This is a genomic window from Sphingobium sp. TomMM35A, from assembly GCF_054771735.1.
The window spans coordinates 1,033,769-1,059,455 of record NZ_BSRC01000001.1; the positions used below are offsets into that span (position 1 = coordinate 1,033,769).

Below are 25,687 nucleotides of genomic sequence, written 5' to 3' on the forward strand. Positions count from 1 at the left end.
GGCGCTCAATCAAGGGGCGCCTTTCCCCCAGGCGCACAGAGGAGAAGATGATCATGCGTTTTGTATCCCCCGTGGCGCTCGCGCTGGCCCTTGCGGTGACCGGAGGCGCGATTTCCGCGCCCGCGATGGCCGCGAAGAAGGAAGACAAGAAGGGCGGCGCGCCCAAGCTGAACGTTTCTCCGGACGTCATCAAGGCTCTGCAGACGGCGCAGGCCGCAGCGCAGAAGAACGACTTTGCAGGAGCAAAGGCGGCGTTGGCGGATGCGGATAGCAAGGCCAAGTCGAACGATGACAAATATCAGATCGGCGCCATCAAGCTGAACACCTCCATCGCCGCCAAGGACAGCGCGATGCAGGGCGAGGCGCTGGCGCAGATGCTCGACAGCGGCCTTACCCCAGCAGAACAGGTCGGCCAGTTCAACGCGGTTGCCGCCGATCAGGCGCTTCAGGCAAAGAATTACGATCTGGCGATCCAGCGGGCGCAGGCGGCCATTCAGGCAAACTACAAGCCCGAGTCCATCAATGCGACGCTGGCGCAGGCCTATTTCGGCAAGGCGGGAACGGCCAATGCCGGAGCTGAACCTGCGCGCGGCCTCAATCAGAAGGGCCTTGCCGCGCTGAAAGCTGCTGCCGACGCGACAAAGGCTGCAGGCGGCCAGGTGCCCGCGCAGTGGTATCAGATCGGTGTGAGCCGGGCCGCCGCATCGCGCCTGCCCGAAGTGACCGAATGGGCGACATTGGCATATCAGGCAGCTCCGAATGGGGAAAACCTCCGCACCCTCGTCCGCCTCTTCCAGCAGGCGAACCCGAATATCACCAACCGGGAAAATCTGGACGTTCTGCGTCTGATGGCGGCCTCGGGCGGCCTGGTGGTTGCTGGCGACTTCCTCGAATATGGGGAAATGGCGTCCAAGACTGGCATCTATGGCGAGGTGAAATCCGCGATTGACCAGGGCCGAGCCAAGGGTGTGCTGAAGGGCACGTCGGGCGCCGATCTCTATCAGACGGCGGCACCGAAGATCGCCGGTGACAAGGCCTCGCTTGCTTCGGCCGAGGCGGATGCGCGCAAGGCGGCCAATGGCAAGATCGCAGCGGCGACCGCTGACGCTTATCTCGGCTATGGCGACTATGCCAAGGCGGCGGCCATGTTCGAACTCGCCAAGCAGAAGGGCGGCGTCGATGCGGACGAGGTGAATACGCGTCTTGGCATCGCCAAGGCCCTGGGCGGCGATGTGGCATCGGCGAAGGCGGCGTTGCAGTCGGTGCAGGCCGGCACGCGCAAGAAGATCGCCGACCTCTGGCTGAGCTATCTCGCGACCAAGGCCTAAGCTCAAAAAGGTGCGCTGCTCATCCGGGTGGCGCACCTTCTTCATATCGACATGAACAGGGACCGGCGCCTGAAACGGGCGCCTGACATAAAAGGGGACGGCCGACATGATCGGGCTGCGACAATCCATGCTGAAATCTGGGCTTCTTGCGATCACGGCTCTTACGGTCGTAGCGGTGCCAGCGGCGGCGAAAAAGGCGTCAACCAGCGGGCCGGTTATCACCATGTCCGAAGGGTTCCGGGCAGCTGCACAGGCGGCGGACAGCGCGATCAAGGCAGGAGACACGAACAATGCCCAGGCGCAGATCAGCGGGTTGATGCCGGTCAGCGACTATGAGGCCTATGTTGCCGCAGCCTTGCGGTTCGAACTGGCGGTGCTCAAGCGCAATTTCCAGGGCCAGCGCGTGGCATTGACCGACATGTTCAAGACGAATTCCGTGCCCAAGAAGGATGCGCCGCGCCTGCGCTACACCGCCGGCTACCTGTCCTATGTGGTGGGCAATTATGACGACGCGCTGGCGCAGCTCGATTATGCCAAGACGCTGGGGTATGACGGCATCGACGCGACGATGCTGCGTGCGGACATCTACCTGCGCAAGAACAAGGTGAAGGACGCGCGACCCTTCGTACAGGAAGCGCTGGCGCGGCAGCGCGCGTCGGGGCAGGCGATCCCGGCTGCCTGGTATGACCGTGCCATCTCGCTCGCTTATGCAGCGGGTGACTGGGCCGAGGTGGGATCGCTCTATCGCGAGCGCCTGGCCCGTTATGGATCGGCCGGGGAATGGCGGTCCGCGCTTTCCAATTATATGACGGCGCCGGGGACCGACGCGCAGCCGCAGCTTGACCTTTACCGCTTGCAGGCGGCCAATGGAGCGATGGCGAGCGAGCGTGACTATCAGGCCTATGCGCAGCTCGCTGAAAAGGCGGGCAATTATGCGGAGGCCAAGGCCATCATCGAGGCTGGCCGCTCGGCGGGCAAGCTGACGCCGACGCAGGCGGTGACGGCAAGCCTGATGAAGAGCGTGACGCCCAAGGCGGCGAAGGAAATCGCCGCCTTGCCAGCGGCCGCGAAGAAGGCCGCGGCTGCGAAGGACGGGTCGGCGGCGATGTCTGTGGCAGACAGCTATTTCTCGCTCAGCCAGTTCCCGCAGGCGGTCGAGATGTACCGGCTCGCCTTGTCGAAGGGCGGCGTTGACCAGGGGAAGGCTAATGCACGCCTTGGCATAGCGCTGGCGCGGTCAGGCGATCTGGCGTCGGCGAAGACGGCGCTTGCACAGGTTACGGGCAATTGGGCGAACGTCGCCGGTTTCTGGAGCGTGTGGGTTGACCAGCAAAGCCGCAAGACGGCGTTCCAGCCGGTAGCAGTGCCGCCTGCGAGCTAAGTGTTAGGGAAGGGCCAGCGCGCAGGTTCGTTGCGCGCTGGCCCTTTGGCAAAAACCGCGCCCCGCTGGGTGCCGGTCAGAGTGGCAGGGGCACGCCAGGCAGATTTTTCGACATGCGGATGGTGAGGGACGTCTTCACGCTCACCACATTGGGGGCAGGCGTCAGCTTCGACGTGAGGAATTGCTGGAAGCTCTGAAGATCCTTGGCCACGACCTTCAGGATGAAATCAATCTCTCCATTCAGCATATAGCATTCGCGAACCTCCGGCAGGGTCGCGACATGATCCTCGAAAGCCTTTAGGTCAGATTCCGCCTGGCTCTTCAGGCTGACCATCGCGAATACGGTGATGGTGTAGCCCAGCATGGCCGGGTTGACCACAGCATGATAAGAAGTGATCGCGCCGCTTTCTTCCAAGGCGCGCACGCGGCGCAGGCAAGGAGGAGCGGTCAAGCCGACCTTTCGCGCGAGCTCCACATTGGTCATCCGGCCATCCTGTTGCAACTCGCCCAGGATGTGGAGATCGATGTCATCAATAGCGGGCCCAGCCATTCTTCTGCTTATTTCCTTTCTAATCCTTACGCCGTATCATAATAATATTTCAGGGCAATGCAATTGTCCCACTATGCGACGCTCCCCGAATTGCCATCCGCTGGCTCTTTTCCTCAGGCACGGGAAGGCCTATTCGTTCGTCATGATTTCCTTTCGCAGCGAAGTTCTGCACGTCGGCGGAAGTCCTCAAGGGGAATAAGGTGCGCTTCAACGATTTGATGCAGACGGTTCTCGCCGCAGAAAACAGGAGCGGCCTAGGCGCGGTGACGCTGTGGCGTCAGTGCGTCGATCTGCTGGCGCAGAATGATCGTGCCGACCGGCGCACCTTGCCGGATGAAGAACGCGCCGTGTTGCTGGACCGGCTCGCGGGACTGCAACCTCAATTGTCGGAAACCCAGCGGATCGCGTCGGTGGTCGAGCTCGGCGGACGCTTGCGGTCGCCCGCGCTCGTCGAGTTTTTTGCCAATGATAGGCCCGCGATTGTAGCCGCCGCCATGTCGCGCGCGCGCCTGCCTGATGACGCGTGGGTTGCCCTGCTACCTCGCCTCACGCCAACCGCGCGTGGCGTTCTGCGGGGACGGCGGGATCTGGGCGCGGCGACACAGCAGGCGCTGGAGGCGTTCGGCGCGGCTGACCTCGTCCTGACAAGCGACCGAGAGGCGGAGGCTGTCGACGATACGAGCGACATGCTGCTGACGCCCGCCATGATGGCGCCAAATGACAGCGCGGAGCCATCTGCGGATGTGCAGGAAGCACTGGTCGAAGACGCTTCGGCCGAGCCGACGGATGACGTTCCGGCAGGCGACGACCAGATCCGGAACCTCGTCGACAGGATCGAACGCTTTACGAGCGGGCGGCGGATACCCGATGTGGTCACGCCCCGTGCCGACGTTGGGCAGTCCGGCGCCGTCGGTTCCTTCGCATTCGAAACGGATGCCACGGGCATGATGATCTGGGTCGATCAGGGCCCGCGCGCGGCGCTGATCGGACTGTCGCTTGGTGAGGTGGCTGTTGCCGGCGCAAGCGGCCCCGACGGCAGCGTTGCGGGCGCTTTCATGCGGCGCAGCGGATTCCAGAATGGACGCTACACCATCGTCGGCGGAGCGATGGCGGGCGAATGGCGGCTATCGGCAACGCCCTTCTTCGATCCGCGATCGGGCAGGTTTCAGGGATATCGCGGCCAGGCGCGCCGCCCCTATCTGCATGAGGTCGCGGCTCCGCCGCAGGCTGAACCTGTGTCAGTCGCCGGACTATCCGCCGACTCGCTGCGGCAACTGGTGCATGAGCTGCGCACGCCGCTGAACGCTATCTTGGGGTTCGCCGATATCATCGAGCAGGAGCTGTTCGGTCCCAGCGGCCCTGAATATCGGGAGATGGCGGGAAAGATCGCGCTGGATGCCCGGCATCTGCTGGCCGCTTTCGATGACCTCGACCTTGCGGCCCGCGTGTCTCGCGGAGAAGGGGCAGAGGCTCCGGTTGCGATCGACCCAGCGTTGCTGATCGCGCAAGTGTCCGCGCGGTTCCGGGAGCAGGGTGAGGGCAATGGCGCTCAGATCGACATCAATCTGGCGCGATCGCTGCCGATGGTGCGGATCGATCCGGTTCAGGGCGAACGCATGGTACAGCATCTGATCCGCACGGTCGTTTCAATCGCGACGCCGGGCGAGGCGCTGAGCGGCGCTTGCTGGTATCAGCCGGATGGCGGACATGGATCGGTGATGCTGGCGGTCGACAGGCCTGCAAGCCTCGAGGGGATGGATGAGGAGCGGCTGCTTGACCCGGGCTATACAGCCGATGGCGATTGGGCGGATGGTCCGTTGCTGGGTCTCGGCTTTTCGCTGCGCCTGATAAGGAGCCTTGCGGCGGGTTGCGGCGGCGCCTTGCAGATCGAGCCGGATCGCTTCCTGCTGTCGATACCAGCGATCACCTTGGCCGAGGATGCCGCAGGCAGCTTCTGACGCTTTGAGGGAAACGCTATCGCAACCTTTGTGGCGGTAAAGCGGAGCCATGAATTCGTCCGATCATGACGGCAGTCTGCTGCGCACGCCCTTGGCGCTGGACATGATCACGCTTGCTCCCGATTTCGGGACTCGGTTCATGCTGTTCGTCGATACCGAGGAAGAGTTCGACTGGAGCGCTCCATTCAGCCGCCATGGCCATAGCGTGACGGCACTGGATAGCATGGCGCGCGGTCAGGCCTATTTCACGTCAGCGGGCGTGAAGCCCATTTATGTTGCTGATTATCCAGTGGTAGACGATGACGCCGCTGCCGGGATGATGGCGCAGTGGGTGGCTGACGACACGGCGGATGTCGGCGCGCACCTTCACCCCTGGGTCAATCCTCCGCACGTTGAAGAGGTGACTGAGGCGAACAGCTATGCAGGGTTTCTTCCCGAGGCGGTTGAGCGCGCGAAGCTGGAAGCATTATGTCACCGGATCACGGAGCGGTTCGGCCGACGCCCGGCCGCCTATCGCGCTGGGCGCTATGGCGTTGGGCATAATAGCGCGCGCTTGCTGGAGGAGGCAGGGTTTCGGCTCGACAGTTCGGTACGCAGCAGGTTCGATTATAGCGCGCAGCACGGACCAGACTTCCGGGGCTTGCCACTCAATCCCTATTGGGCGGGGCCGGAGCGTGCTCTGGTCGAACTGCCGCTTTCGACGGCCTTTGTAGGAATGCTGCGAAGCGGGGGCGAGCGGCTTTATCAAAAGGCGCAGTCGGTTAGCAGGATTGCGGGGGGCTTGGCGCGTACCGGTTTGTTCAGCCGGGTGCCTTTGACGCCAGAGGGCGTGCCGGTCCGTGATGCCATAAGCGCGATCGATGCGTTGATCGAAGAGGGTGCCGCAGTCCTGAACTTCAGCTTCCACTCGCCGACGCTGGAGCCGGGGCATACGCCCTATGTGCGCAGCGCGAAGGACCAAGCGGCCTTTTTCATGTGGTGGGACAAGATTTTCGACCACCTCGCCAGGCGGGATGTCAAAGCGGCTTCGCTGGATCAGTTTCTGGAAGCAGTTCCGGTGCGGAGACAGGCTTGCCAAGCGGCCTGATGCCTCCTATCCGGTCGATCAGGTGGGGCCTGTAGCTCAATGGTTAGAGCTGGCCGCTCATAACGGCTAGGTTGCGGGTTCGAGTCCTGCCGGGCCCACCATTTCCTGCATCGGCCAATCTGAAGGGAATAGAATGCCACTGTTCCGCGATGGCTCATTGACGGGACGCATTCTTCGCCGCTAAGGCGCCTTACGTCGGGGAGTAGCGCAGCCTGGTAGCGCATCTGCTTTGGGAGCAGAGGGTCGCAGGTTCGAATCCTGTCTCCCCGACCACCTTCAAACATCGATGATCGGCGCTGTTCCTGCGACAGCTTCTTGCACGGCTGCGGCGCGTATCTCGCGCACATAGAAAAAGGGCGGACCGTGACACGGCCCGCCCTCTTAAAAATCTTGCTGACGCGAAGATTATTCGGCGTTCGCAGCGTTCGAAGCAGCGTTCGCAGCGTTGTCGGCGGCGTTAGCAGCATTCGCAGCGTTGTCGGCAGCGTTAGCAGCGTTTTCGACAACGTTTTCGACAACAGCGTTCGAAGCGTTCGCGGTCTCGTTGGCCGGCTTCTCACCGCAAGCGGCGAGGGCCATCAGGCCGGCCGAAGCGAAAACAACAGCGATCTTCTTCATTGTGTACGGCTCCCATAGCATATTGCCGCGTCGGCATATTGTTAACACGCCCGACGCGAGCGACCCGCATTAACGTGTGCGCTGCACAAATCAATGCTTTTCTGCGTCGGTGAAGCGACGGAATCACGCGACGGAATGTTGTCTACTACAAAAGTTCACTTATTCGCCAGCGATTCTGTGGTGGTGGCGAATTCATGCAGGGTGACGGCCCAGGCTGCCACATTCTGTTGCAGTTGCGCGCGATCCACCTTGTCCAGGGTGTCGTCCGCAGTGTGGTGGATGTCGAAATAGCGGGTGCCGTCCTGCTGCAGATCGAGTACCGGCACCCCTGCCTTCACCAAGGGCTCGATATCCGATCCGCCTCCGGCAGCGGTGCGGCTGGGCGCGATCCCAAGTGGAGCGAGGGCGTTCGAAATTCGTTTGGATACCGCTGCGTAGGTTGCGGGCAGCTTGAAGTCGATGCGCCAGACGCGGTCTGCGCCGAAGTCCGATTCCATGGCCACGACATGACGTTCGCTGCCATGTGTGGCGAAGTAGGCGCGCCCTCCATCGCCGCCGACTTCCTCCGCCCCCGCCATGAGGATGCGGATGGTGCGGCGGAGGGGGCCTGCCTTGGCAGCGTGGAGCGCAGCAGCCGTGATGATCCCGCACCCTGAGGCATCGTCTATGGCACCGGTGCCCTGGTCCCAACTATCGAGGTGGCAGGCGGCAAGGACGATGCCCGCTGTCGGATCAGCGCCGGGCAATTCAGCGATGACGTTGCCCGAAGGCTGATCCTTGAGCATCCTGGACGTAAGGGTCAGGTGAAGGCGGACGGGCTGGCCCCGTGACATTACGCGGATCAGCTGGTCGGCATCCACGGTACTGAGTGCGGCGGCCGGGATCGGCTTCACGCCATCGGCCCACATCTGAACACCGCTATGCGGCAGACGGTGCTGATCGGTGCCGATCGACCGTATCAGAATCGCCGCTGCGCCTTTGCGTGATGCGACACTTGGCCCCTGCCGACGGGTCGCGCCGAAATGGCTGTAGGAGCTGCCATCTTGAGTCGCGGTCATGGCATGACTGACGAAGGCGATCTTGCCCTTCAAGCTGCCGTCGGGCGCCGCCTGAAGATCAGCCAGCGTAGGGAAATAGACGACTTCGCCCTCAATCCCCTTGGCGGGCGTCGATGCGCTGTTGCCGAGCGCGGCCAATGCCAGGTGCTGAGGGAAGGGCGATACAATCCGTGCTTCGTCATGGCCGCGTACCCAGACCGGCATGCTATATGGTTCCGCGCGGACGTTGGAAAAGCCGAGTGACTTGAGCTTCGCAACCGCCCAATCGCGCGCCCGTGCCTCCTGAGGCGTGCCAGCAGGGCGAGGGCCGACCTCCGTCGTGAGGCCTTCGGTGAAATCCCAGGCGATGCTGTCCTGCAAGGCCGCTTCTCGAATCGCGGCGGCGACTGGAGGAGCAGCGGCGACGGGGAGGGGAGAGGCGACGCTGCCGAGAAGGAGCGCGGCGATGGTGCCCGATCGAATTTTCTGCATGAATGAAGGCTTAGCCAGCGATCCGGCATTTGCCAATGGCGCCGGGCTTCGCTAACTCCGGCCCAAATTTAGTCATTCGTCTTTCGGAGCTGTTTCAAGCCATGTCCGCGTCATCGCAATATGCCTTCGTCATGAAGAACATGACCAAGAGCTTCCCCGGCGCCCCAAAGCCGGTGCTCAATGGTATCAACCTACAATTTTATCGCGGCGCCAAGATCGGCATCGTCGGCCCGAACGGCGTCGGTAAATCGACGCTGATCAAGATCATGGCGGGCATCGATACCGACTATAGCGGTGAAGCCTGGCCTGGCGAGAATGTCAGCGTCGGCTATCTGGCGCAGGAGCCGCAGCTCGACCCGGCCAAGAATGTCCTGGAAAACGTGAAGGACGGCGCGCGGGAAATCGCAGACAAGCTGGACCGGTTCAACGAGATCAGCATGATCATGGCCGATCCGCCGGAAGATGCCGATTTCGACGCCCTGATGACCGAGATGGGCGAGTTGCAGGAGCAGATCGACGCTGTCGATGGCTGGACGCTCGACAATCAGCTTGAGATCGCGATGGAGGCCCTGCGCTGCCCGCCGTCGGACTGGTCGGTTGAAAGCCTGTCGGGTGGTGAGAAGCGCCGTATCGCGCTGACCCGACTGCTCATCCAGAAGCCGGACATCCTGCTGCTCGACGAACCGACCAACCACCTCGACGCTGAGAGCGTGGAGTGGTTGGAAAACCACCTGAAGGAATATGCGGGCGCGGTGCTGATGATCACCCACGATCGCTACTTCCTCGACAATGTGGTGGGTTGGATCCTGGAGCTCGATCGCGGTAAATATTTCCCCTACGAAGGCAATTATTCGACCTATCTCGAGAAGAAGTCCAAGCGCCTGGAGCAGGAGTCGCGCGAAGAGTCGGGCCGCCAGAAGGCGATCAAGGACGAGTTGGAGTGGATCCGGCAGGGGCCGAAGGGACGCCAGACCAAATCGAAGGCGCGTATCGCCAAGTTCGAGCAGCTGGTCGCCAGCCAGGAAAACCGTACGCCGGGCAAGGCGCAAATCGTCATCCAGGTGCCGGAACGGCTGGGCGGCAAGGTCATCGAAGCGAAGAATATTTCGAAGGCCTATGGCGACAAGCTGCTGTTCGAGAATCTGTCTTTCACGCTGCCGCCAGGCGGGATCGTCGGCGTGATCGGGCCGAACGGCGCGGGCAAGTCAACGCTGTTCCGCATCATCACTGGCCAAGAGACACCTGACTCCGGTGAAGTGGATTTTGGCTCGACCGTGCGCCTCGGCTATGTCGACCAGAGCCGCGACCATCTCGACCCGTCAAAGAATGTCTGGGAAGAGGTGTCGGATGGCCTCGATTATGTGAAGGTCAACGGCCATGACATGTCCACGCGGGCCTATGTCGGCGCCTTCAACTTCAAGGGGCAGGACCAGCAGAAGAATGTCGGCAAGCTGTCCGGCGGTGAACGCAATCGCGTCCACATGGCCAAGATGCTGAAGAAGGGCGGCAACGTCCTGCTGCTCGACGAACCGACAAACGATCTTGACGTCGAGACGCTGGCCGCGCTGGAAGAGGCGATCGAAAACTTCGCCGGTTGCGCGGTGGTTATCAGCCACGACCGCTTCTTCCTTGATCGCCTTGCCACGCACATCCTCGCCTTCGAAGGCAACAGCCATGTCGAATGGTTCGAGGGCAACTTCGAAATGTATGAAGAGGATAAGCGCCGTCGGTTGGGTGATGCCGCTGACCGGCCGACCAGCCTCGCTTACAAGAAGCTGACGCGCTGATGAGGTGTTGAGGGGCAGGATGTGCAAGTGGTTGCAATCAGCGCAACCAGCACGGCGCCCTTCGCACTTGCACAATAAGTCGCTTGATCACATATCGGAGGGGCCTTTCAGGCATCCTCTCCTAAAACTTTCAGGCCGGCCCATCTGGGTCGGCCATTTTTTTTGGGATGGCATTTTGGTGGCCGGACTGATGCAGGTGAGTTCTGAGTAGGCTGGTACGATCAGAGCGTCGGGCTGCGAGGCTAGGTCGACTGCTAATGCTGTTCGTGCTGCGCCTGTTGAAGGGCTTTATTTTACGAACAAGAAGGCTTTGACAAGCTCAGCCATCCGCCTTGGCGTTCGAGCTTGGCATAGTTTGCTCTAGCCGGTCGGCCGTTTTTCAAAGGAAGTCAGATCTTGCACGGCTTGATCCGTCACTTCAATGCGCGCGACCTGCGCTGCTGGTGGTCCCTCATGAGCCAAGGCCATGAAGCGTTTCACCGCGTCTTCGGACCCCTCGATCAGCGCCTCAACACTGCCGTCGAGCCGATTGCGAACCCATCCCGCCAATCCTAGATTACGCGCGGTTTGCATTGTCCAATTACGATAGAAGACGCCCTGTACCCGGCCAAAGATCATGAGGCGGCGGGCGACAACAGGCATCAACGCACCCGCTTGATCCAGGTCTGCCCGTTTTCACGCGTTTCCGTGATGAAGTTGGGGATCGCCTGCACCAGATCCGAGAGGCGTTTAAAGCCATAGTTGCGGACGTCGAAGCTCGAACGGTTTGCGACGCGCTGACCGACCGGGCCTAAGGCAGCGAAACCATTCTGATCGCGCTTTGCCGCATCATAGGCTTCTATGAGCAGGCGGACGACCTCTTCATCGACTTTGTTTATGTCGGCTCTGGTTGGATCCGCAGGCTTTGCGGCGGCTTCGTCCGGCGCTGCGACAGCGGCACCAAGCTCGGGGCTTGCTGGTGCAAGCGATGCCGCCAGCGCCGCCACATCGATGAAGCGCGTGCATGCGCGGCGAAATCCCTCCGGCGTCTTGTCGGAGCCAAATCCATAAACGTGGATGCCTTCCTGGCGGAGGCGGGTCACCAGGGGCGTGAAGTCGCTATCGCTGGACATGAGCCCGAACCCGGTGACGCGACCGCCAGCCATCAGGTCCATGGCGTCGATCGTCATCTTCATGTCGGTCGCATTCTTCCCCTTGGTGAGGTCGAATTGCTGCTGCGTTTCGATGGCCTGCGTCACGGCCTGCCGCGCCCAGCCCTTGAGCGAAGGCTTGCTCCAATTGCCATAGGCGCGGCGGATGTTGACCGTTCCAAGCTCGGCCAGAACGGTCAATACGGGGTCGAAATGGTCGGCGGAGGCGTTATCAGCGTCGATCAGCAGGGCGACATTGCCGCTGGGGATCGCCGACGCCATCAGGCCGTTTCCAGCGACGCAGGATGGAATTCGCCACTCGCTTCGTCAAGCAGATGAAGCTGGCCATCGGCAATCGCGAAGAAGGCCCCCACCAGTTTCAACTCGCCATCCCTTTCCTTTGTGCGGACGCACGGGAAGGTCCGCAGATTGGCGAGGCTGACCTTGACGCCCTCCTGCTCCATGGCGCGGTGCGCGTCACGGCCGCGATCATCGCCAAAGCGTGCAACGACCTTGTCGCGGGCGTCATCAAGCATGTCGATCCAGTTATGAATGAAACCACCTTCGCCGGGAGGGGCGTCTTTCAGTTCCTGGCTCAGCGCCGCCTTGCAGCCGCCGCACTTGCCATGACCCATGACGACGATCTCCCCCACCTTAAGTACCTGAACGGCGAACTCGAGCGCTGCTGAAACACCGTGGTGACCGGGATTGGTTTCGAAGGGAGGCACCAGTGCCGCCACGTTTCGGACCACGAAGATCTCGCCCGGGCTGGTGTCGAATATCTGGGCAGGATCGACCCGGCTGTCGGAGCAGGCGATGACCATGACGCGCGGGCTCTGCCCTTCACTCAGTTCATCCCATCGTTCACGCTGTTGCGTCCAGCCAGTGTTGCGGAAGCGGCGATAGCCTTCGAGCATGTCGGAAAAGTCGGTCATGGCCATGTCTCTGCCCAACAATCTGGGGGCTGGCAAGAGCGGGCATGCATCGCTATTTGAGGGCGCATGACAGACACCGCTCCGCTACCTGTGCAGGCCACGCCCCAGCGCACACGCAAGCCCGACTGGATCAGGGTGAAGGCGCCGACGAGCCCCGGCTATCATGAAACCCGAAAGCTGATGCGCGAAAAGGGACTGGCCACCGTTTGCGAAGAAGCGGCTTGTCCCAACATCGGCGAATGCTGGACGAAGAAGCATGCGACGGTGATGATCCTGGGCGACGTGTGCACCCGGGCCTGTGCCTTCTGCAACGTCAAGACCGGCATGCCGCGCAAGGTCGATACCAATGAACCGCAGAATTTGGCCGATGCCTGTGCGGAGATGGGGCTGGAGCACATCGTCATCACATCGGTGGATCGCGATGACTTGCCGGACGGCGGGGCTTCGCAATTCGTGAAGGTGATCGAAGCGCTGCGCCGCACGACGCCCGATACGACCATCGAGATATTGACGCCGGATTTCCGGAACAAGCATGAACGCGCCGTGCAGATGATCGTGGCCGCGCGGCCGGACGTCTATAATCATAACTTGGAGACAGTACCCCGCCTATACCCGACTATCCGGCCCGGCGCACGCTATTATGCATCGCTGCGACTGCTGGAATCGGTGAAGAAGCTAGACCCGTCAATCTTTACGAAATCCGGGATCATGCTTGGCCTGGGTGAAGAGCGCCTGGAGGTGCACCAGGTGATGGACGACATGCGTTCGGCCGACATCGACTTCCTGACGATGGGGCAATATCTGCAACCCACGCCGAAGCATGCCAAGGTGATGGAGTTTGTCACGCCTGCCGCCTTCAACGCTTATGCGGCCATCGCGCGGGCCAAGGGCTTTTTGCAGGTGGCATCAAGCCCGCTGACACGTTCCAGCTATCATGCGGGGAAGGATTTCGCCGAAATGCGGGCCGCGCGTGAAGCTCAATTGGCACGGGCGGTACGCTGAACACATGCCCAAGCATCATGAAACAAGGCCGCTTCCCTATACGCCGGACCAGATGTTCAATCTGGTTTCCAACGTCGCTGCCTATCCTGAATTCCTGCCTTGGGTAAGCGCCATTCGCGTGCGCCAGGACAGCGATTCAGAGATGGTGGCTGACATGATCGTCGGCTTCAAAGGGATCAAGGAAAGCTTCACCTCGCGCGTTCACAAGCATCGGCCGGATTATGTACGGGTCGATTATCTGGAAGGACCGCTGAAGCATCTCCACAATGAATGGCGCTTCCGCGATGACGGCAAGGGCGGGGTGCTGGTCGATTTTGAAGTCGAGTTCGAGTTCAAGAACCGGCTTTTCGAGATGCTGGCTGGCCAGATGTTCGACAAGGCGCTGCGCAAGATGATCGGTGCGTTCGAAACGCGCGCGGCGGAACTCTATGGTGATTCGGGCAGCAACAGTTCGAGTGCGCAGAGCGCCGCCTGAAGGCGGACGCCGCCCCGGCCACTATCCTCGAAATAACGCATGTCCGCGACGACCTTGTCCGGATTGCCGCCACGTTCGGCGCGCGCGAAAACGACGGTGCCGACCGGCTTTTGCTCGGACCCGCCGCCGGGGCCGGCGATCCCGGTAATCGCTACCGCGACATTGGCGTGGCTTTTTATCAGGGCCCCTTGGGCCATCGCCCATGCGGTCGCAATGGAGACGGCGCCGAAGGTTTCCAGCACGTCTTGCGATACCTTCAGCAACTCATTCTTCATGTCGTTGGAATAAGTGATAAATCCAGCTTCGAAGACCTCGGAGGATCCGGCGATCTCGGTTAGCGCTGCAGAGACGAGGCCGCCCGTGCAGCTTTCCGCAACGGCGATAGTGCGGCCAGCGCGGCGATTGGCGATGATGACGCGTTCGGCAAGGTCTACCAGCGGCGCGGGGAGAATGCGATCAGGCATGGCTTAGAATAGCGCGGGGAGGGAGATGGTTGCAACGGCTTGCGCAGCGATGCCTTCGCGGCGTCCGGCGAAGCCCAGTTTTTCCGTCGTCGTCGCTTTGATACTCACGCTGTCGAGCGGGATGGCGAGTATTTCACTGATCCGCTGTCGCATGGCGTCCCTATGCGGTCCGATTTTCGGCGCTTCGCAGATAATCGTGACGTCAACATGGTCGATGCGCCCACCGCGGGCGATGACGCGCGCCCCGGCATATTCCAGAAAGCGCGAGGACGCAGCGCCGCGCCATTGCGGATCGGACGGAGGGAAGTGGCTGCCGATGTCGCCTTCGGAAAGAGCGCCGAGCAAGGCGTCGACAAGGGCGTGAATCGCCACGTCCGCATCGCTGTGGCCCGCAAGCCCCCTGTCATGAGGCACCTGCACGCCGCAAAGCCAAAGCTCCTCGTCAGCAGCAAGGCGGTGGACGTCATATCCCATGCCTACCCGAGTCGTGCGTCGCGACGCCAGCAGGGCTTCAGCCCGAGCGAAATCCTGCGGATAGGTCAACTTCTCCAACCTCTCATCTCCGGGCACCAATATGACGTCATGGCCCGCAAGGCGCAGCATCTGTGCGTCGTCCGTAGCTTCACGGCTGCTGTCCCAGTTGCGATGTGCGCTGAGGATAGCATCGAAGTGAAAGGCTTGCGGTGTTTGCACCCGGTAGAGCCCGGATCGGTCGACGGTATCGCCAGCGGAATCATCCGCCGACCTTACCAACGTGTCCGCGACCGGGAGAGCGGGAAAGGCTCCGGGCGCTCGATCGAGAGCGCCCAGCAACTGTTCGATCATGGCGGACGAGAGAAAGGGCCGTGCGGCATCATGGATGAGCACCCGGTCGGCGCCACCGCCTGCGGCGATGGCTTCCAATCCCGCGCGAACGGAGCCTCGCCTGCTATCCGCGCCTTCGATGATCGAGGTAACCTGGCCGCCGCCGATCAATGCTCGCACAGTGTCTTCCTGCCCAGCGCCTATGACGAGGTACACCGAGTCAACGGCCGGATGTGCTGTAAAAGCGTCGATGGCATGTGCGATGACTGCCTTGCCGCCGACTTGGCGGAACTGCTTGGGCGTATCGCCGCCCGCGCGGCTTCCCTGGCCTGCGGCGAGGACCAGTGCTGCGACCTTGTGATTATGCCCTGTCATCGCAGCGCGTGTAGCGAACGGCGGATCGCTCCGCCAGACCAGTTGCTTGCCGCGCGATTGCTTTTCAGCTAAGGGCTGCCTGTTTTTTAGGCAAAGCTGGTGATGCGCACTTTATCCCCCATTTCCGTTGGTCCGGTGACGATCGACATGCCGGTGATCCTGGCGCCGATGACTGGCGTCACGGACATGCCGTTCCGTACTCTGGTCCGCCGCTATGGGTCAGGATTGAACGTGACGGAGATGATCGCGACCGCAGCGATGATCCGCGAGACGCGGCAGTCGTTGCAGAAAGCGGCATGGCACCCGGTGGAAGAGCCGGTTTCGATGCAGCTTGCGGGCTGTTCGCCGCAGGAGATGGCTGAAGCAGCGAAGCTGAACGCCGATCGTGGCGCGGCCATCATTGACATCAATATGGGCTGCCCGGTCAAGAAAGTGGTCAATGGCGACGCGGGCAGCGCGCTTATGCGTGATCTCCCCTTGGCCGCCGCGCTTATCGAAGCGACGGTGAAGGCGGTCGATGTGCCCGTGACCGTAAAGATGCGCATGGGATGGGACCATTCCAGCCTGAACGCGCCGGAACTCGCGAGGATTGCCGAGGATTTGGGCGCGAAACTGATCACGGTCCATGGGCGCACTCGCTGTCAGATGTACAAGGGTAGTGCCGATTGGGCATTCGTGCGCAACGTGAAGGAGGCTGTGTCGCTTCCAGTGATCGTGAATGGTGACATTTGCTCGATCGAGGACGCGGAGACTGCGCTGGAGCAAAGTGGGGCGGATGGCGTCATGATCGGCCGGGGTGCTTATGGCAGGCCTTGGCTTATTGGGCAGGTGATGCATTGGTTCCGGACGGGGACGCGGCTTGCCGATCCGTCCCTGGAAGAGCAATATCGCCTGATGACAGAACATTATCGGGCGATGCTGGATCATTATGATGGCTTGACCGGCGTCAACATGGCCCGCAAGCACATCGGTTGGTACACCAAAGGCCTCACCGGATCGGCGGAGTTTCGCAACGCCGTCAATCAGGAGCCCGACGGCGACGTCGTTCTGGATATGCTCGCGCGCTTCTACGAGCCGCTGATTGCACAGGATGAGGCGGTCGAGACGCGCAAGGCTGCATGACGATGCCGCTGACAACCGTCCCGCCGCCTAGAATGCAGCAGGACGGGCCATCGCTTCCGGAACTGATGACGGCGCTGCCGGTCGCTACGCTGGTCATTGCTCCGGACAACAGCATCTCGGACGCCAATGTGCGGGCGGAAACATTGCTCAACATGGCGCGATCGGCGATCGTGGGCAGCGACGTCACGCGCACGATCCGCATGGCGGAGATGGGCGGGCGTTTCGACATCTGGCATAGCAACAAGCCAATCGCCGCCTATGATGTCAAGGTTCACGCGGGACGGACGGCCGAGATGGAGGTCGATCTGATGATCGCCCCCGTGATCGACCATGAAGGGTGGCGGGTGGTTTCCATTCACGCCCAAAGTCACGCGCGCAAGATCGGTCATCGCGGCACTGCGGGCGGCGCTCGATCAGCCATGGGCGCAGCGGCGATCCTGGCCCATGAGATCAAGAATCCGCTCTCCGGCATACGGGGCGCGGCGCAGTTGCTGGAGTCCGGCAATGGCGGGCGTGATACCGTGTTGACGCAGTTGATCTGCAATGAGGTGGACCGGATCGCTGCCTTGATCGATCGGATGCAGGATTTCACGACCGATCGCAGGCTGGAATGCCGCCCCGGCAACATCTACCCGATGATCGACCAAGCGGCCAACATTGCAGCGGCCGGCTTTGCAAGAAATATCAGGATTATAAAACGTTACGATCCATCGCTGCCATTTGCGGTGATCAATGACGATGCGCTTGTGCAGGTCATGATCAACCTTCTAAAAAATGCGGCAGAAGCGCTGGAGAATGTCGAGGAGCCCAGCATCCGCGTAGAAACCGCATTCCGTCACGGAGTCTCCGTCGTACTCGGCGACGGGAAGGGGAGCGCAGTTCTGCCCATAGAGATATTGGTCATCGATAACGGGCCGGGCGTGCCGGAGCATATTTTGGATCACCTCTTCAACCCCTTCATAACGGGGAAGCGGGACGGGCAGGGCCTCGGCCTCGCACTTGTGGACAAGCTGGTCCGGGACATGAACGGCTTCGTCCAATATTCACGCGATCCGGAAGCAGGCGAGTCGACCTTCCGCATCCTTCTTCCGATGGGGATGGCCGCGTGACGAGCACCGGGTCCATCCTGGTCGTCGATGATGATCCCGCCATCTGCGTGGTGGTGGGAGAAGCGTTGCGACGGCAGGGGCATAAGGTGAAGACGGCGTCTTCCATCCGGGAGCGCAGCGCCTTGATCGACAGTTTCGCGCCCGACGTGCTCATCACTGACGTCATGCTGCCGGATGGCGACGGATTGGAGGGCGTTGCGGATATATTGGACCGCAAGCCGGGCCTGAGCGTCATCATATTGTCGGCGCAGAACACGTTGAACACCGCGATCAGGGCGACCGAGAAGGGCGCCTTCGAATATCTTCCGAAGCCGTTCGACCTCAACGAGCTGTCGCGCGCGGTTGGCGACGCGCTTGGCATGAACAAGGCCGAGGAAGGCAAACAAGAGGATGCGGGCCTGCCGCATGACGGTTTGCCGCTCGTCGGCCGGTCTCCCGCCATGCAGGAGGTTTACCGGACGATCGCGCGCGTATTGTCCAACGACCTCAGCATCCTGGTGCTGGGGGAATCCGGAACAGGCAAGGAACTTGTGGCCGAAGCGATCCATGGCCTGGGCCAGCGCCGCACGAAACCGTTCGTCGCGATCAACATGGCCGCCATCCCACGTGAGCTGATCGAGGCCGAGTTGTTCGGCTATGAAAAGGGAGCGTTCACGGGCGCAAATGTCCGGACTGCGGGGAAGTTCGAGCAGGCACAAGGGGGCACGCTCTTCCTCGATGAGATCGGTGACATGCCGATGGAGGCCCAGACTCGCCTGCTGCGGGTATTGCAGTCGGGCGAAGTGACGACGGTCGGCGGCTCCAAGCCTGTACGCGTGAATGTGCGCATCATCGCGGCGACCAACAAGGACCTCCCTAAGCTGATCGAGGAAAACCGCTTCCGGCAGGACCTCTATTATCGGTTGAACGTAGTCCCGATATCCCTTCCAGCTCTGCGGGAAAGGCGGGAGGACGTGATCCTGCTCGCGAAGCATTTCCTGGAACGGGCCGCGCAGGAAGGGCTGCCGCGTAAGACTCTGGCGGACGATGCGGCGCAATTGTTGATGGCGTATCACTGGCCAGGCAACGTCCGCGAACTGCAGAACCTGATGCAGAGGCTGGCGGTGTTGAGCCGCGAGAATGTGATCGCGGCGGAGGTGCTGCGAAACAGCCTGCCGCTCGACCTTGTGCCTTCAGACTATACTGCGCCTGCCGATCAGTTGGGGCTGGCGGTGCGCGAATGGGCGAAACGGCAATTGGGCATCGGTATCGGCCAGCCTAACCGCAACCTGCACGACGACATGCTGGCGGTGGTCGAACCGATCCTGTTGCAGGAAACATTGGCAAGCGTGGATGGCAATCAAATCCGGGCGGCCGGGCTGCTGGGGATCAATCGTAACACGCTCCGGAAGAAATTGACGGACTATGGCCTTGACCCCCTTCAACTGCGCGTCTCGGACTAAGGCGAGACAAAGCGACAGAAGTGTTCGGCCAAGAGACATGCACGCCGAATTACTGTGTTTGAACCGGCACGGCATTGTTGTAAGAAAGCAACTATGGAAGGTGCAGTGACTCTCTCCACGCGGGGCCGGGCATGGAAGAGATATTTTCCACCCTTCCTTCGGCGTCATCTTGCTCCGTTAGTCGAGGCTATCACGCTGCTGCTCTTCCTCGGCACCGCCAGCCTGACGTATATCCTGCTTTCGGGGCAGGGGCAGTCCTACACCTTGCTTACCCCGCCGATCGTCGCATTGCTGCTCGTCGGAAATCTGGTCCCGGCTATTGCACTGCTCGTGCTGCTGGGACGCCGGGTGGCTAAGCGCCGCGCGGCTCAATCGGCCATAGGCAGCGACGGACAGCTGCATGTCAGGCTGGTGGCCATCTTCTCCATCGTCGCCAGCGTTCCCATGCTGCTGGTGGTGATTTTCGCATCGCTGCTGTTCCAATATGGTGTGCAGTTCTGGTTTTCCGACAGCGCGCGCGGGATGCTGCAAAATGCGAGCGACTTGGCGCGTGGCTATTACGAGCAGAATCTTCGTGAGGTCGGGGACGAAACCGTAACCATGGCCAGCGACCTGCGCGATTACCTGGCCCAATCGAAGGTATCGAGCCCCAGATTTGCCGAAGGTTACATCTATCAGGTCGTGACCCGGAAGCTAAACAGATCGGCGATCATTGAGGTTGGCAAGGATGGCGTTGCGCGCACCGCGGCGACAGTCGATCCCGATAGCCAGCCTGCTTCAGAAATGCTCTCATCCGATGCTGTCAAGCGGTTGGAGGCAGGAGAGAATGTGGTTGTCGCCGCCAAGCCCAATCAGATCGAGGCGGTTACGCTGCTATATCCGGGAGCGAAAATCTATCTCTATGCGACGCGCGATTCCGGTTCGACCGCCTTCAGCAATGTCGAACGCGCGCAAAAGGTCTTATCCGATTATGACATTTTCGCGGCCCAATCGCGCGCTCTCCAACTGCGTTTCAACGTAGCGCTGTTCGTCGGTTCGCTGCTGCTGGTCGGAATCGCGGTCTATATCGCCCTTGCGGTTGCGGACTGGATGGTCCGGCCGGTGAACGAACTGGTGACCGCGGCACGCCGGGTAACGGCGGGCGACCTGTCGGCTCGCGTGACCAGCCCGCAATCCCGCGATGAAATCGGGACCCTGGCATCTGCCTTCAATCGGATGACGCAGCGTCTCGAAGCGCAAACCGGCGCGCTTGTCGCCGCCAACAGCCAATTGGATGAGCGCCGTGCATTTATCGAGGCTATCCTGTCCGGCGTATCTGCCGGTGTGCTTTCCGTCGATCATGAGGGCATCATCCTGCTTCTCAACAGCTCTGCTGCTGCGATTCTTGTTAAGGAGGGTGATGATCCTGTCGGCCAGCCATTAAGTGCTGTTTCGCCGGAGCTCGCCGCGCTCATCGCTTCGGAAGAGGGGGCGGGCATAGTTCAGACGCGCGCGCATGGCGAGGTGCGGACTTTGGCGGTCAAGGTCTCGCAAGACGCCTCGCGCCATATCCTGACCTTTGACGACATTACGCAGCAGCTATCCGATCAACGGCGCGCCGCTTGGTCGGACGTGGCGAGGCGGATCGCTCATGAGATCAAGAACCCGCTCACGCCCATCCAGTTGGCCGCCGAGCGGCTGCAGCGGCGCTATGCCGAAGAAGTGACGAGCGATAAGGCGACCTTTACGCGGCTCACGGGCACGATCGTCAGGCAAGTGGGCGACTTGCGGCGCATCGTCGATGAATTTTCGTCCTTCGCGCGGATGCCGAAGCCGGTTTTCCGCCGAGAGGCTGTGGCGGATATCGCCCGTCACGCACTGTTCCTGCACGAAGTGGCGCATCCCGACATTAAATTTGAATTTCATGGCGAGCCGCACGATATGGACCTTGTCTGCGACCGGCGGCAGCTGGGGCAGGCGCTGACCAACATCGTCAAGAATGCCGTTGAGGCGATCGAGCCAAAGCCTGAACCGACCGGCGGCGACGTGCGTGGCCATGTGCGCATGACGGTGAGGCAGGACGAGGGCAATTTGCTGATCGAAGTGAGGGATGACGGGATCGGGCTTCCGCCGGAGCGGGAGAGGGTGCTTGAGCCTTACATGACCACCCGGACAAAGGGGACCGGCCTGGGGCTCGCGATCGTCAAGAAGATTGTCGAAGAACATATGGGCGAAATCCGCCTGGACGATGCGGAAGGGGGAGGCACGAACGTGACCCTGCGCTTCCCCATCGCCGCTCTTGAGAAATTGGAAGAAGGGCAAGTCGTTGCCATGCCCAAGGGAAAAGTGACAGCCAATGGCGCTTGATATTCTGGTAGTCGATGATGAAGAGGACATCCGCGACCTGGTTGCGGGTGTGCTTGAGGATGAAGGCTTCACCACTCGCACGGCAGCCAACAGCGACAGCGCGATAGAAGCGCTGGACGCCCGGCGGCCTTCGCTTGTGCTGCTGGACGTATGGCTTCAGGGGTCAGCGCTCGACGGCCTCGAACTGCTGGACGAGATCAAGCGGCGCGATGCCACCATCCCGGTGCTCATGATTTCCGGCCATGGAAATATCGATACTGCCGTTGCGGCGATCCGGAAGGGCGCGGCGGACTTTATCGAAAAGCCGTTCGAAGCCGATCGACTGCTCCATCTGGTATCGCGAGCGACGGAAACTGAACGGCTGCGCCGGGAAAATCAGGTCCTGCGTGCGCGCTTCGGACAGGATGATGAGCTGACCGGGACATCGGCCGCAATCAATGCGGTCCGAGCGACGATAAAGAGGGTAGCCGGAACGGGCAGCCGGGTGCTGATTTCCGGGCCCGCGGGCGTGGGCAAGGAAGTCGCGGCGCGGATGCTTCACAGCTGGAGCGGCAGGGCGGATGCGCCCTTCATCATCGTCGCGGCGGCGCGGATGGACCCGGACAGGGTCGAAGAAGAGCTGTTCGGCGTCGAAGACCCGAGCGGGCTTGTGCGCCCCGGTTATCTTGAGCAGGCGCATGGCGGTACGCTCTACCTCGACGAGATCGCCGACATGCCGCTCACGACGCAGGGCAAGATATTGCGGGTGCTGACGGACCAGAGCTTCACGCGCGTTGGCGGGCAGCGTCAGGTGAAGGTCGATGTTCGCGTGATTTCGTCGACCGCGCGCGATCTGGCAGCGGAGATCGAGGAGCGGCGGTTCCGGGAAGACCTGTTCTATCGCCTTAACGTTGTGCCGCTCGTCATACCGCCTCTATCCGAGCGCCGGGATGATATACCGCCGCTAGTGGACCATTATCTGGCGCGCTTTGCGGCCGAGAGGCGTGTCCCTTCGCCCGAGATCGCCAGTGACGCCATGGCCGCCCTTCAGGCAAATGAATGGCCCGGCAATGTCCGCCAGCTGCGCAACGTCATCGAACGTACGATCATCCTCGCGCCGGGCGAGCGGATCGGCCGCATCGAGCTGGACATGTTGCCGAGCGAACTGACAAGCAATGGCGCGAGCGAGGGCATGGGGCAATCCGCCATCATGGGCGCTCCGCTGCGGGAAGCACGGGAAAGTTTCGAACGTGAGTATTTGCGCATCCAGATTCGGCGCTTTTCAGGCAACATATCACGCACCGCGACGTTCATCGGCATGGAGCGGTCGGCATTGCACCGCAAGTTGAAGCTGCTCGGCATTACCGACGGAAAAGACAATTGAAGCAAGAGGATGAGTGCTGGCTCATCTGGGGCATGGACGGCCCTTCGCAATTGCGGTAGCGTCCGGGTTGCTCCCGATGCGCGGGGGCGGGCAAGACACCCTGCCCAGGGGTGCAAGAGCGGGTAACGTCCCGCCAATAAGGCGAAGACCATGGCAGAAAAACTCAATAATCTTCAGGACATCTTCCTGAACAACCTGCGCAAGAGCAAAACCCCTGTGACCATGTTCCTGGTCAAGGGCGTTAAGCTGCAAGGGATCATCACTTGGTTCGATAACTTCTCGGTGCTGTTGCGCCGCGATGGGCAGTCCCAGCTTGTCTACAAGCATGCCATCTCGACGGTCATGCCCGCACAGTCTATGGATCTCACCGACCTTCGCAAGGCGAGCGACGGTAACTCCAAGCCGAAGCTGCTTCAGGAAATTTTCCTGAGCGCCGTGCGCAAGTCTGGCAGCCCGGTCACGATGTTCCTGGTAAACGGCGTGATGCTTCAGGGCGAGATTGCCGCGTTCGACCTGTTCTGCATGCTGCTGGAACGCGACGGCATGGTTCAGCTGGTCTACAAGCACGCCATTTCCACCGTTCAGCCCCTCCACGCCCTCGATCTGAGCGGCGAAGGCGAGAGCGACGATTGATCAATCTATGTTCGTACGGCCCAGCTTCGCATGAAGCGGGCCGACGCTTGATGCGTTAAGCGCTCATGGCGGTCTTCAACCGAGATACGGCCGATGAGGTGTCGCGCGGTGCGCGGGCCGTCGTCGTGCGTGCCGAAACGCATGGGATGGAGCGGCGTGACAGCGACGCACGGCTCGAGGAAGCGAGAGGGCTTGCCCTGGCGATCGGTATCGACGTGCGCGCGGCCCAGACATTTCGTGTTCGCGATCGAAAGCCCGCCACGCTGTTCGGCAGTGGGCAGGTTGATCAGATCGCGACCTTGGCGCGGGCAGAAGAGGCCGAGCTGGTCATCGTGGATAATGCATTGAGCCCGGTGCAGCAGAGCAATCTGGAGAAGGCGACAGAAGCCAAGGTGATTGATCGTACCGGCCTGATCCTGGAAATCTTCGGTGAGCGCGCGGCTACGAACGAGGGGCGGCTGCAAGTCGAACTGGCGCACCTCGACTACCAGGCCGGGCGGCTGGTGCGAAGCTGGACTCACTTAGAACGCCAGCGGGGTGGTTTCGGCTTCCTTGGCGGCCCGGGTGAAACGCAGATCGAAGCCGACCGGCGGATGATCCGCGATCGGATGGCAAAGATCCGGCGGGAACTCGACCAAGTGACGCGGACGCGCAGCCTTCATCGGGCTCGTCGTCAACGCGCGCCTTGGCCGGTCATTGCGCTTGTCGGCTACACTAATGCGGGCAAGTCCACGCTGTTCAACCGCATGACTGGTGCAGATGTCATGGCGGAGGACCTGCTGTTCGCAACACTGGACCCCACGATGCGCCAGATTGCCTTGCCGGGCCTGGACAAAGCAATCCTGTCGGACACCGTGGGCTTTGTTTCGGACCTTCCTACCCAGTTGATCGCGGCCTTCCGCGCGACGCTGGAAGAAGTCCTGTCCGCTGACTTGATCATACATGTTCGCGACATTGCGCATCCTGACAGCGAGGCTCAGCGCGATGATGTTCTGGATGTGCTGAGCGAGCTTGGGGTGGCGGGCGAGGGAGCGGTTGAAGGCGAAGGAGGGGAGGACGCCCCGCCGATCATCGAAGCCTGGAACAAGCTTGATTTATTGGATGACGACTCAGCCGCTCAACTGCGGGAGATCGCAGGCAGGCGCGATGATGTCGTGATCCTCTCCGCGCTGACAGGGGCAGGGGTGGATGATCTGCAGCGGCGCATCAGTGGCCAGATGACTGCCGGAGCGGAGATCCATCAACTTCGAGTGCCTGTGGCCGATGGCGCTGCTATCGCCTGGCTGCATGAGCATGGTGAGGTGATCGGAAGCGAGACAGCTGACAGCGATGTGGTCGTGACAGTGCGATTGTCCGAGTCCGCCTTGGCCCGCTTCATGAAACGCTCAACTGCTTGATGCCGCAGGTTGTTGGTTGGCCAATTCCCGCTTGGCTTGCTGCCACAGGGCTTCCTTCTCTTCCAGCTTTAGGGTCTGGAAGCGGTCACCCGCCGCGTTTTCCATGCTACGGAAGCGGGTTTCGAACTTAGCATTAGCGTCTCGCAGGGCCGCTTCGGCATCGACCTTCAGATGCCGTGCGAGGTTGACGACAGCGAACAGCAGGTCGCCGACTTCCTCGTGATGCTCCTGCGAAGATCGGGCGTCATGGACTTCCTGCAATTCTTCTTCGATCTTCGCTATGACGCCTTGCGTGTCTGGCCAATCGAAACCGGTACGGGCGGCACGCTTTTGCAGCTTTTCAGCGCGAAGGAGTGCAGGAAGCGCTTTTGCGACGCCAGCCAGAGCGCTGCCGTCCGGTTCCTTGGCGGCGCGTTCTGCAGCCTTAATGGCTTCCCATTGAGCATGGCCGTGCTGGCGATCGGAGCCTTCGTCGAAAATGTGTGGATGGCGGCGGATCATCTTCTCGGTGACGCCGTCGATGACATCCTGAAGCGCGAAATGGCCTGCTTGTTCGGCCATTCGGCTGTGGAAGACCACTTGTAGCAGAAGGTCGCCGAGTTCATCGCAAAGCGCGGGCATGTCGTTGCGTTCGATTGCGTCCGCCACCTCATAGGCTTCCTCGATCGTGTAGGGAGCGATGCTGGCGAAATCTTGCTGGATATCCCAGGGGCAGCCCGTTTCGGGATCGCGGAGTTTCGCCATTATGGCCGCGAGCGGCATGATGTCGGCGGGGCTCGCTTTGCTGTTGGATGACATGATTGTCCTGAATTCGAGAAGGAATTAGTCAGAAGATAGAGATTTGAGGGGGAC

At 61.3% G+C, this 25,687-nt stretch carries 21 protein-coding genes, 2 tRNA genes and 2 pseudogenes; 16 read left to right on the forward strand and 9 right to left on the reverse strand.

Features of this window, described 5'->3' with window-relative positions:
- Positions 1–47 precede the first annotated feature (47 nt).
- Positions 48–1,328: a hypothetical protein gene (locus tag ACYU8T_RS05100; RefSeq protein ID WP_097091582.1), complete on the forward strand. Its 1,281-nt coding sequence runs from the start codon at positions 48–50 to the stop codon at positions 1,326–1,328.
- 127 nt (positions 1,329–1,455) lie between these two features.
- On the forward strand, positions 1,456–2,709 hold the full coding sequence (locus tag ACYU8T_RS05105) for a tetratricopeptide repeat protein (protein ID WP_461159752.1): 1,254 nt from the start codon (positions 1,456–1,458) through the stop codon (positions 2,707–2,709).
- 76 nt (positions 2,710–2,785) lie between these two features.
- On the opposite strand, the gene ACYU8T_RS05110 is transcribed toward ACYU8T_RS05105, so the two are convergent.
- Complete coding sequence (locus ACYU8T_RS05110) at positions 2,786–3,259, reverse strand: Lrp/AsnC family transcriptional regulator (RefSeq protein WP_097091581.1); 474 nt, start codon at positions 3,257–3,259, stop codon at positions 2,786–2,788.
- A 200-nt stretch (positions 3,260–3,459) separates the two neighbouring features.
- Between ACYU8T_RS05110 and ACYU8T_RS05115 the strand changes: the two genes are divergently transcribed.
- The 4 genes from ACYU8T_RS05115 (at position 3,460) to ACYU8T_RS05130 (ending at position 6,577) form a co-directional block, all read left to right on the forward strand.
- The gene (locus ACYU8T_RS05115; RefSeq protein ID WP_461158719.1) at positions 3,460–5,217 is read left to right on the forward strand and encodes a sensor histidine kinase; all 1,758 of its coding nucleotides are present in this window, start codon (positions 3,460–3,462) and stop codon (positions 5,215–5,217) included.
- A gap of 49 nt (positions 5,218–5,266) precedes the next feature.
- A complete protein-coding gene (locus ACYU8T_RS05120; protein ID WP_461158720.1) occupies positions 5,267–6,304 on the forward strand; it encodes a polysaccharide deacetylase family protein in 1,038 nt (345 codons plus the stop codon).
- 25 nt (positions 6,305–6,329) lie between these two features.
- Positions 6,330–6,405, forward strand: a tRNA-Ile gene (locus ACYU8T_RS05125).
- A 95-nt stretch (positions 6,406–6,500) separates the two neighbouring features.
- A tRNA-Pro gene (locus tag ACYU8T_RS05130) sits at positions 6,501–6,577 on the forward strand.
- A gap of 132 nt (positions 6,578–6,709) precedes the next feature.
- Here the strand turns inward: ACYU8T_RS05130 and ACYU8T_RS05135 are convergent.
- Both ACYU8T_RS05135 and ACYU8T_RS05140 read right to left on the reverse strand, forming a co-directional pair.
- The gene (locus tag ACYU8T_RS05135; RefSeq protein ID WP_066523849.1) at positions 6,710–6,922 is read right to left on the reverse strand and encodes a hypothetical protein; all 213 of its coding nucleotides are present in this window, start codon (positions 6,920–6,922) and stop codon (positions 6,710–6,712) included.
- A gap of 155 nt (positions 6,923–7,077) precedes the next feature.
- Positions 7,078–8,451 carry a M28 family peptidase gene (locus ACYU8T_RS05140; RefSeq protein ID WP_461158721.1) on the reverse strand — a complete coding sequence of 458 codons (1,374 nt, stop codon included), beginning with the start codon at positions 8,449–8,451 and terminating at the stop codon, positions 7,078–7,080.
- A gap of 101 nt (positions 8,452–8,552) precedes the next feature.
- Between ACYU8T_RS05140 and ettA the strand changes: the two genes are divergently transcribed.
- Positions 8,553–10,238 (forward strand): energy-dependent translational throttle protein EttA, encoded by a 1,686-nt coding sequence (ettA, locus tag ACYU8T_RS05145; protein WP_097091572.1) that lies wholly within the window; start codon positions 8,553–8,555, stop codon positions 10,236–10,238.
- Between the two features lie 360 nt (positions 10,239–10,598).
- Here ettA and ACYU8T_RS05150 read toward each other — a convergent pair whose 3' ends face one another.
- The 3 genes from ACYU8T_RS05150 to ACYU8T_RS05160 are packed head-to-tail and all read right to left on the reverse strand — an operon-like array spanning position 10,599 to position 12,303.
- Complete coding sequence (locus tag ACYU8T_RS05150) at positions 10,599–10,880, reverse strand: acylphosphatase (RefSeq protein ID WP_461158722.1); 282 nt, start codon at positions 10,878–10,880, stop codon at positions 10,599–10,601.
- The gene (locus ACYU8T_RS05155) at positions 10,880–11,650 is read right to left on the reverse strand and encodes an NYN domain-containing protein (protein WP_461158723.1); all 771 of its coding nucleotides are present in this window, start codon (positions 11,648–11,650) and stop codon (positions 10,880–10,882) included. The genes ACYU8T_RS05150 and ACYU8T_RS05155 overlap by 1 nt, the downstream gene beginning before the upstream one ends.
- On the reverse strand, positions 11,650–12,303 hold the full coding sequence (locus tag ACYU8T_RS05160) for a carbonic anhydrase (protein WP_097092774.1): 654 nt from the start codon (positions 12,301–12,303) through the stop codon (positions 11,650–11,652). The genes ACYU8T_RS05155 and ACYU8T_RS05160 overlap by 1 nt, the downstream gene beginning before the upstream one ends.
- A 44-nt stretch (positions 12,304–12,347) precedes the next feature.
- Between ACYU8T_RS05160 and lipA the strand changes: the two are divergent.
- Positions 12,348–13,305, forward strand: a pseudogene (lipA, locus tag ACYU8T_RS05165) (lipoyl synthase).
- 4 nt (positions 13,306–13,309) lie between these two features.
- On the forward strand, positions 13,310–13,780 hold the full coding sequence (locus tag ACYU8T_RS05170) for a type II toxin-antitoxin system RatA family toxin (RefSeq protein WP_097091568.1): 471 nt from the start codon (positions 13,310–13,312) through the stop codon (positions 13,778–13,780).
- On the opposite strand, the gene ACYU8T_RS05175 is transcribed toward ACYU8T_RS05170, so the two are convergent.
- On the reverse strand, positions 13,732–14,244 hold the full coding sequence (locus ACYU8T_RS05175; RefSeq protein WP_097091567.1) for a CinA family protein: 513 nt from the start codon (positions 14,242–14,244) through the stop codon (positions 13,732–13,734). The genes ACYU8T_RS05170 and ACYU8T_RS05175 overlap by 49 nt on opposite strands.
- 3 nt (positions 14,245–14,247) lie before the next feature.
- Positions 14,248–15,423 carry a bifunctional 2-C-methyl-D-erythritol 4-phosphate cytidylyltransferase/2-C-methyl-D-erythritol 2,4-cyclodiphosphate synthase gene (locus ACYU8T_RS05180; protein ID WP_247231144.1) on the reverse strand — a complete coding sequence of 392 codons (1,176 nt, stop codon included), beginning with the start codon at positions 15,421–15,423 and terminating at the stop codon, positions 14,248–14,250.
- Positions 15,424–15,525: 102 nt separating this feature from the next.
- On the opposite strand from ACYU8T_RS05180, the gene dusB reads away from it, so the two are divergent.
- From dusB to hflX, 7 genes and pseudogenes are all read left to right on the forward strand, one after another.
- Positions 15,526–16,545 carry a tRNA dihydrouridine synthase DusB gene (dusB, locus tag ACYU8T_RS05185; protein ID WP_461158724.1) on the forward strand — a complete coding sequence of 340 codons (1,020 nt, stop codon included), beginning with the start codon at positions 15,526–15,528 and terminating at the stop codon, positions 16,543–16,545.
- Positions 16,542–17,654 carry a two-component system sensor histidine kinase NtrB gene (locus tag ACYU8T_RS05190; RefSeq protein WP_097091564.1) on the forward strand — a complete coding sequence of 371 codons (1,113 nt, stop codon included), beginning with the start codon at positions 16,542–16,544 and terminating at the stop codon, positions 17,652–17,654. The genes dusB and ACYU8T_RS05190 overlap by 4 nt, the downstream gene beginning before the upstream one ends.
- Positions 17,651–19,096, forward strand: a complete 1,446-nt coding sequence (ntrC, locus tag ACYU8T_RS05195; RefSeq protein ID WP_097091563.1) for a nitrogen regulation protein NR(I) — start codon at positions 17,651–17,653, stop codon at positions 19,094–19,096. Before ACYU8T_RS05190 ends, ntrC begins: the two co-directional genes overlap by 4 nt.
- A 93-nt stretch (positions 19,097–19,189) precedes the next feature.
- Complete coding sequence (locus ACYU8T_RS05200) at positions 19,190–21,442, forward strand: sensor histidine kinase (protein ID WP_461158725.1); 2,253 nt, start codon at positions 19,190–19,192, stop codon at positions 21,440–21,442.
- Positions 21,432–22,805, forward strand: a complete 1,374-nt coding sequence (ntrX, locus tag ACYU8T_RS05205) for a nitrogen assimilation response regulator NtrX (RefSeq protein WP_247231149.1) — start codon at positions 21,432–21,434, stop codon at positions 22,803–22,805. The genes ACYU8T_RS05200 and ntrX overlap by 11 nt, the downstream gene beginning before the upstream one ends.
- Before the next feature lie 144 nt (positions 22,806–22,949).
- Positions 22,950–23,438: pseudogene (hfq, locus tag ACYU8T_RS05210) on the forward strand (RNA chaperone Hfq); the annotation flags it as partial.
- Positions 23,439–23,503: 65 nt separating this feature from the next.
- The gene (hflX, locus tag ACYU8T_RS05215) at positions 23,504–24,835 is read left to right on the forward strand and encodes a GTPase HflX (protein ID WP_461158726.1); all 1,332 of its coding nucleotides are present in this window, start codon (positions 23,504–23,506) and stop codon (positions 24,833–24,835) included.
- Here the strand turns inward: hflX and mazG are convergent.
- Entirely contained in the window at positions 24,824–25,633 is an 810-nt protein-coding gene (gene mazG, locus ACYU8T_RS05220; protein ID WP_461158727.1) for a nucleoside triphosphate pyrophosphohydrolase, read from the reverse strand. The genes hflX and mazG overlap by 12 nt on opposite strands.
- Positions 25,634–25,687 lie beyond the last annotated feature (54 nt).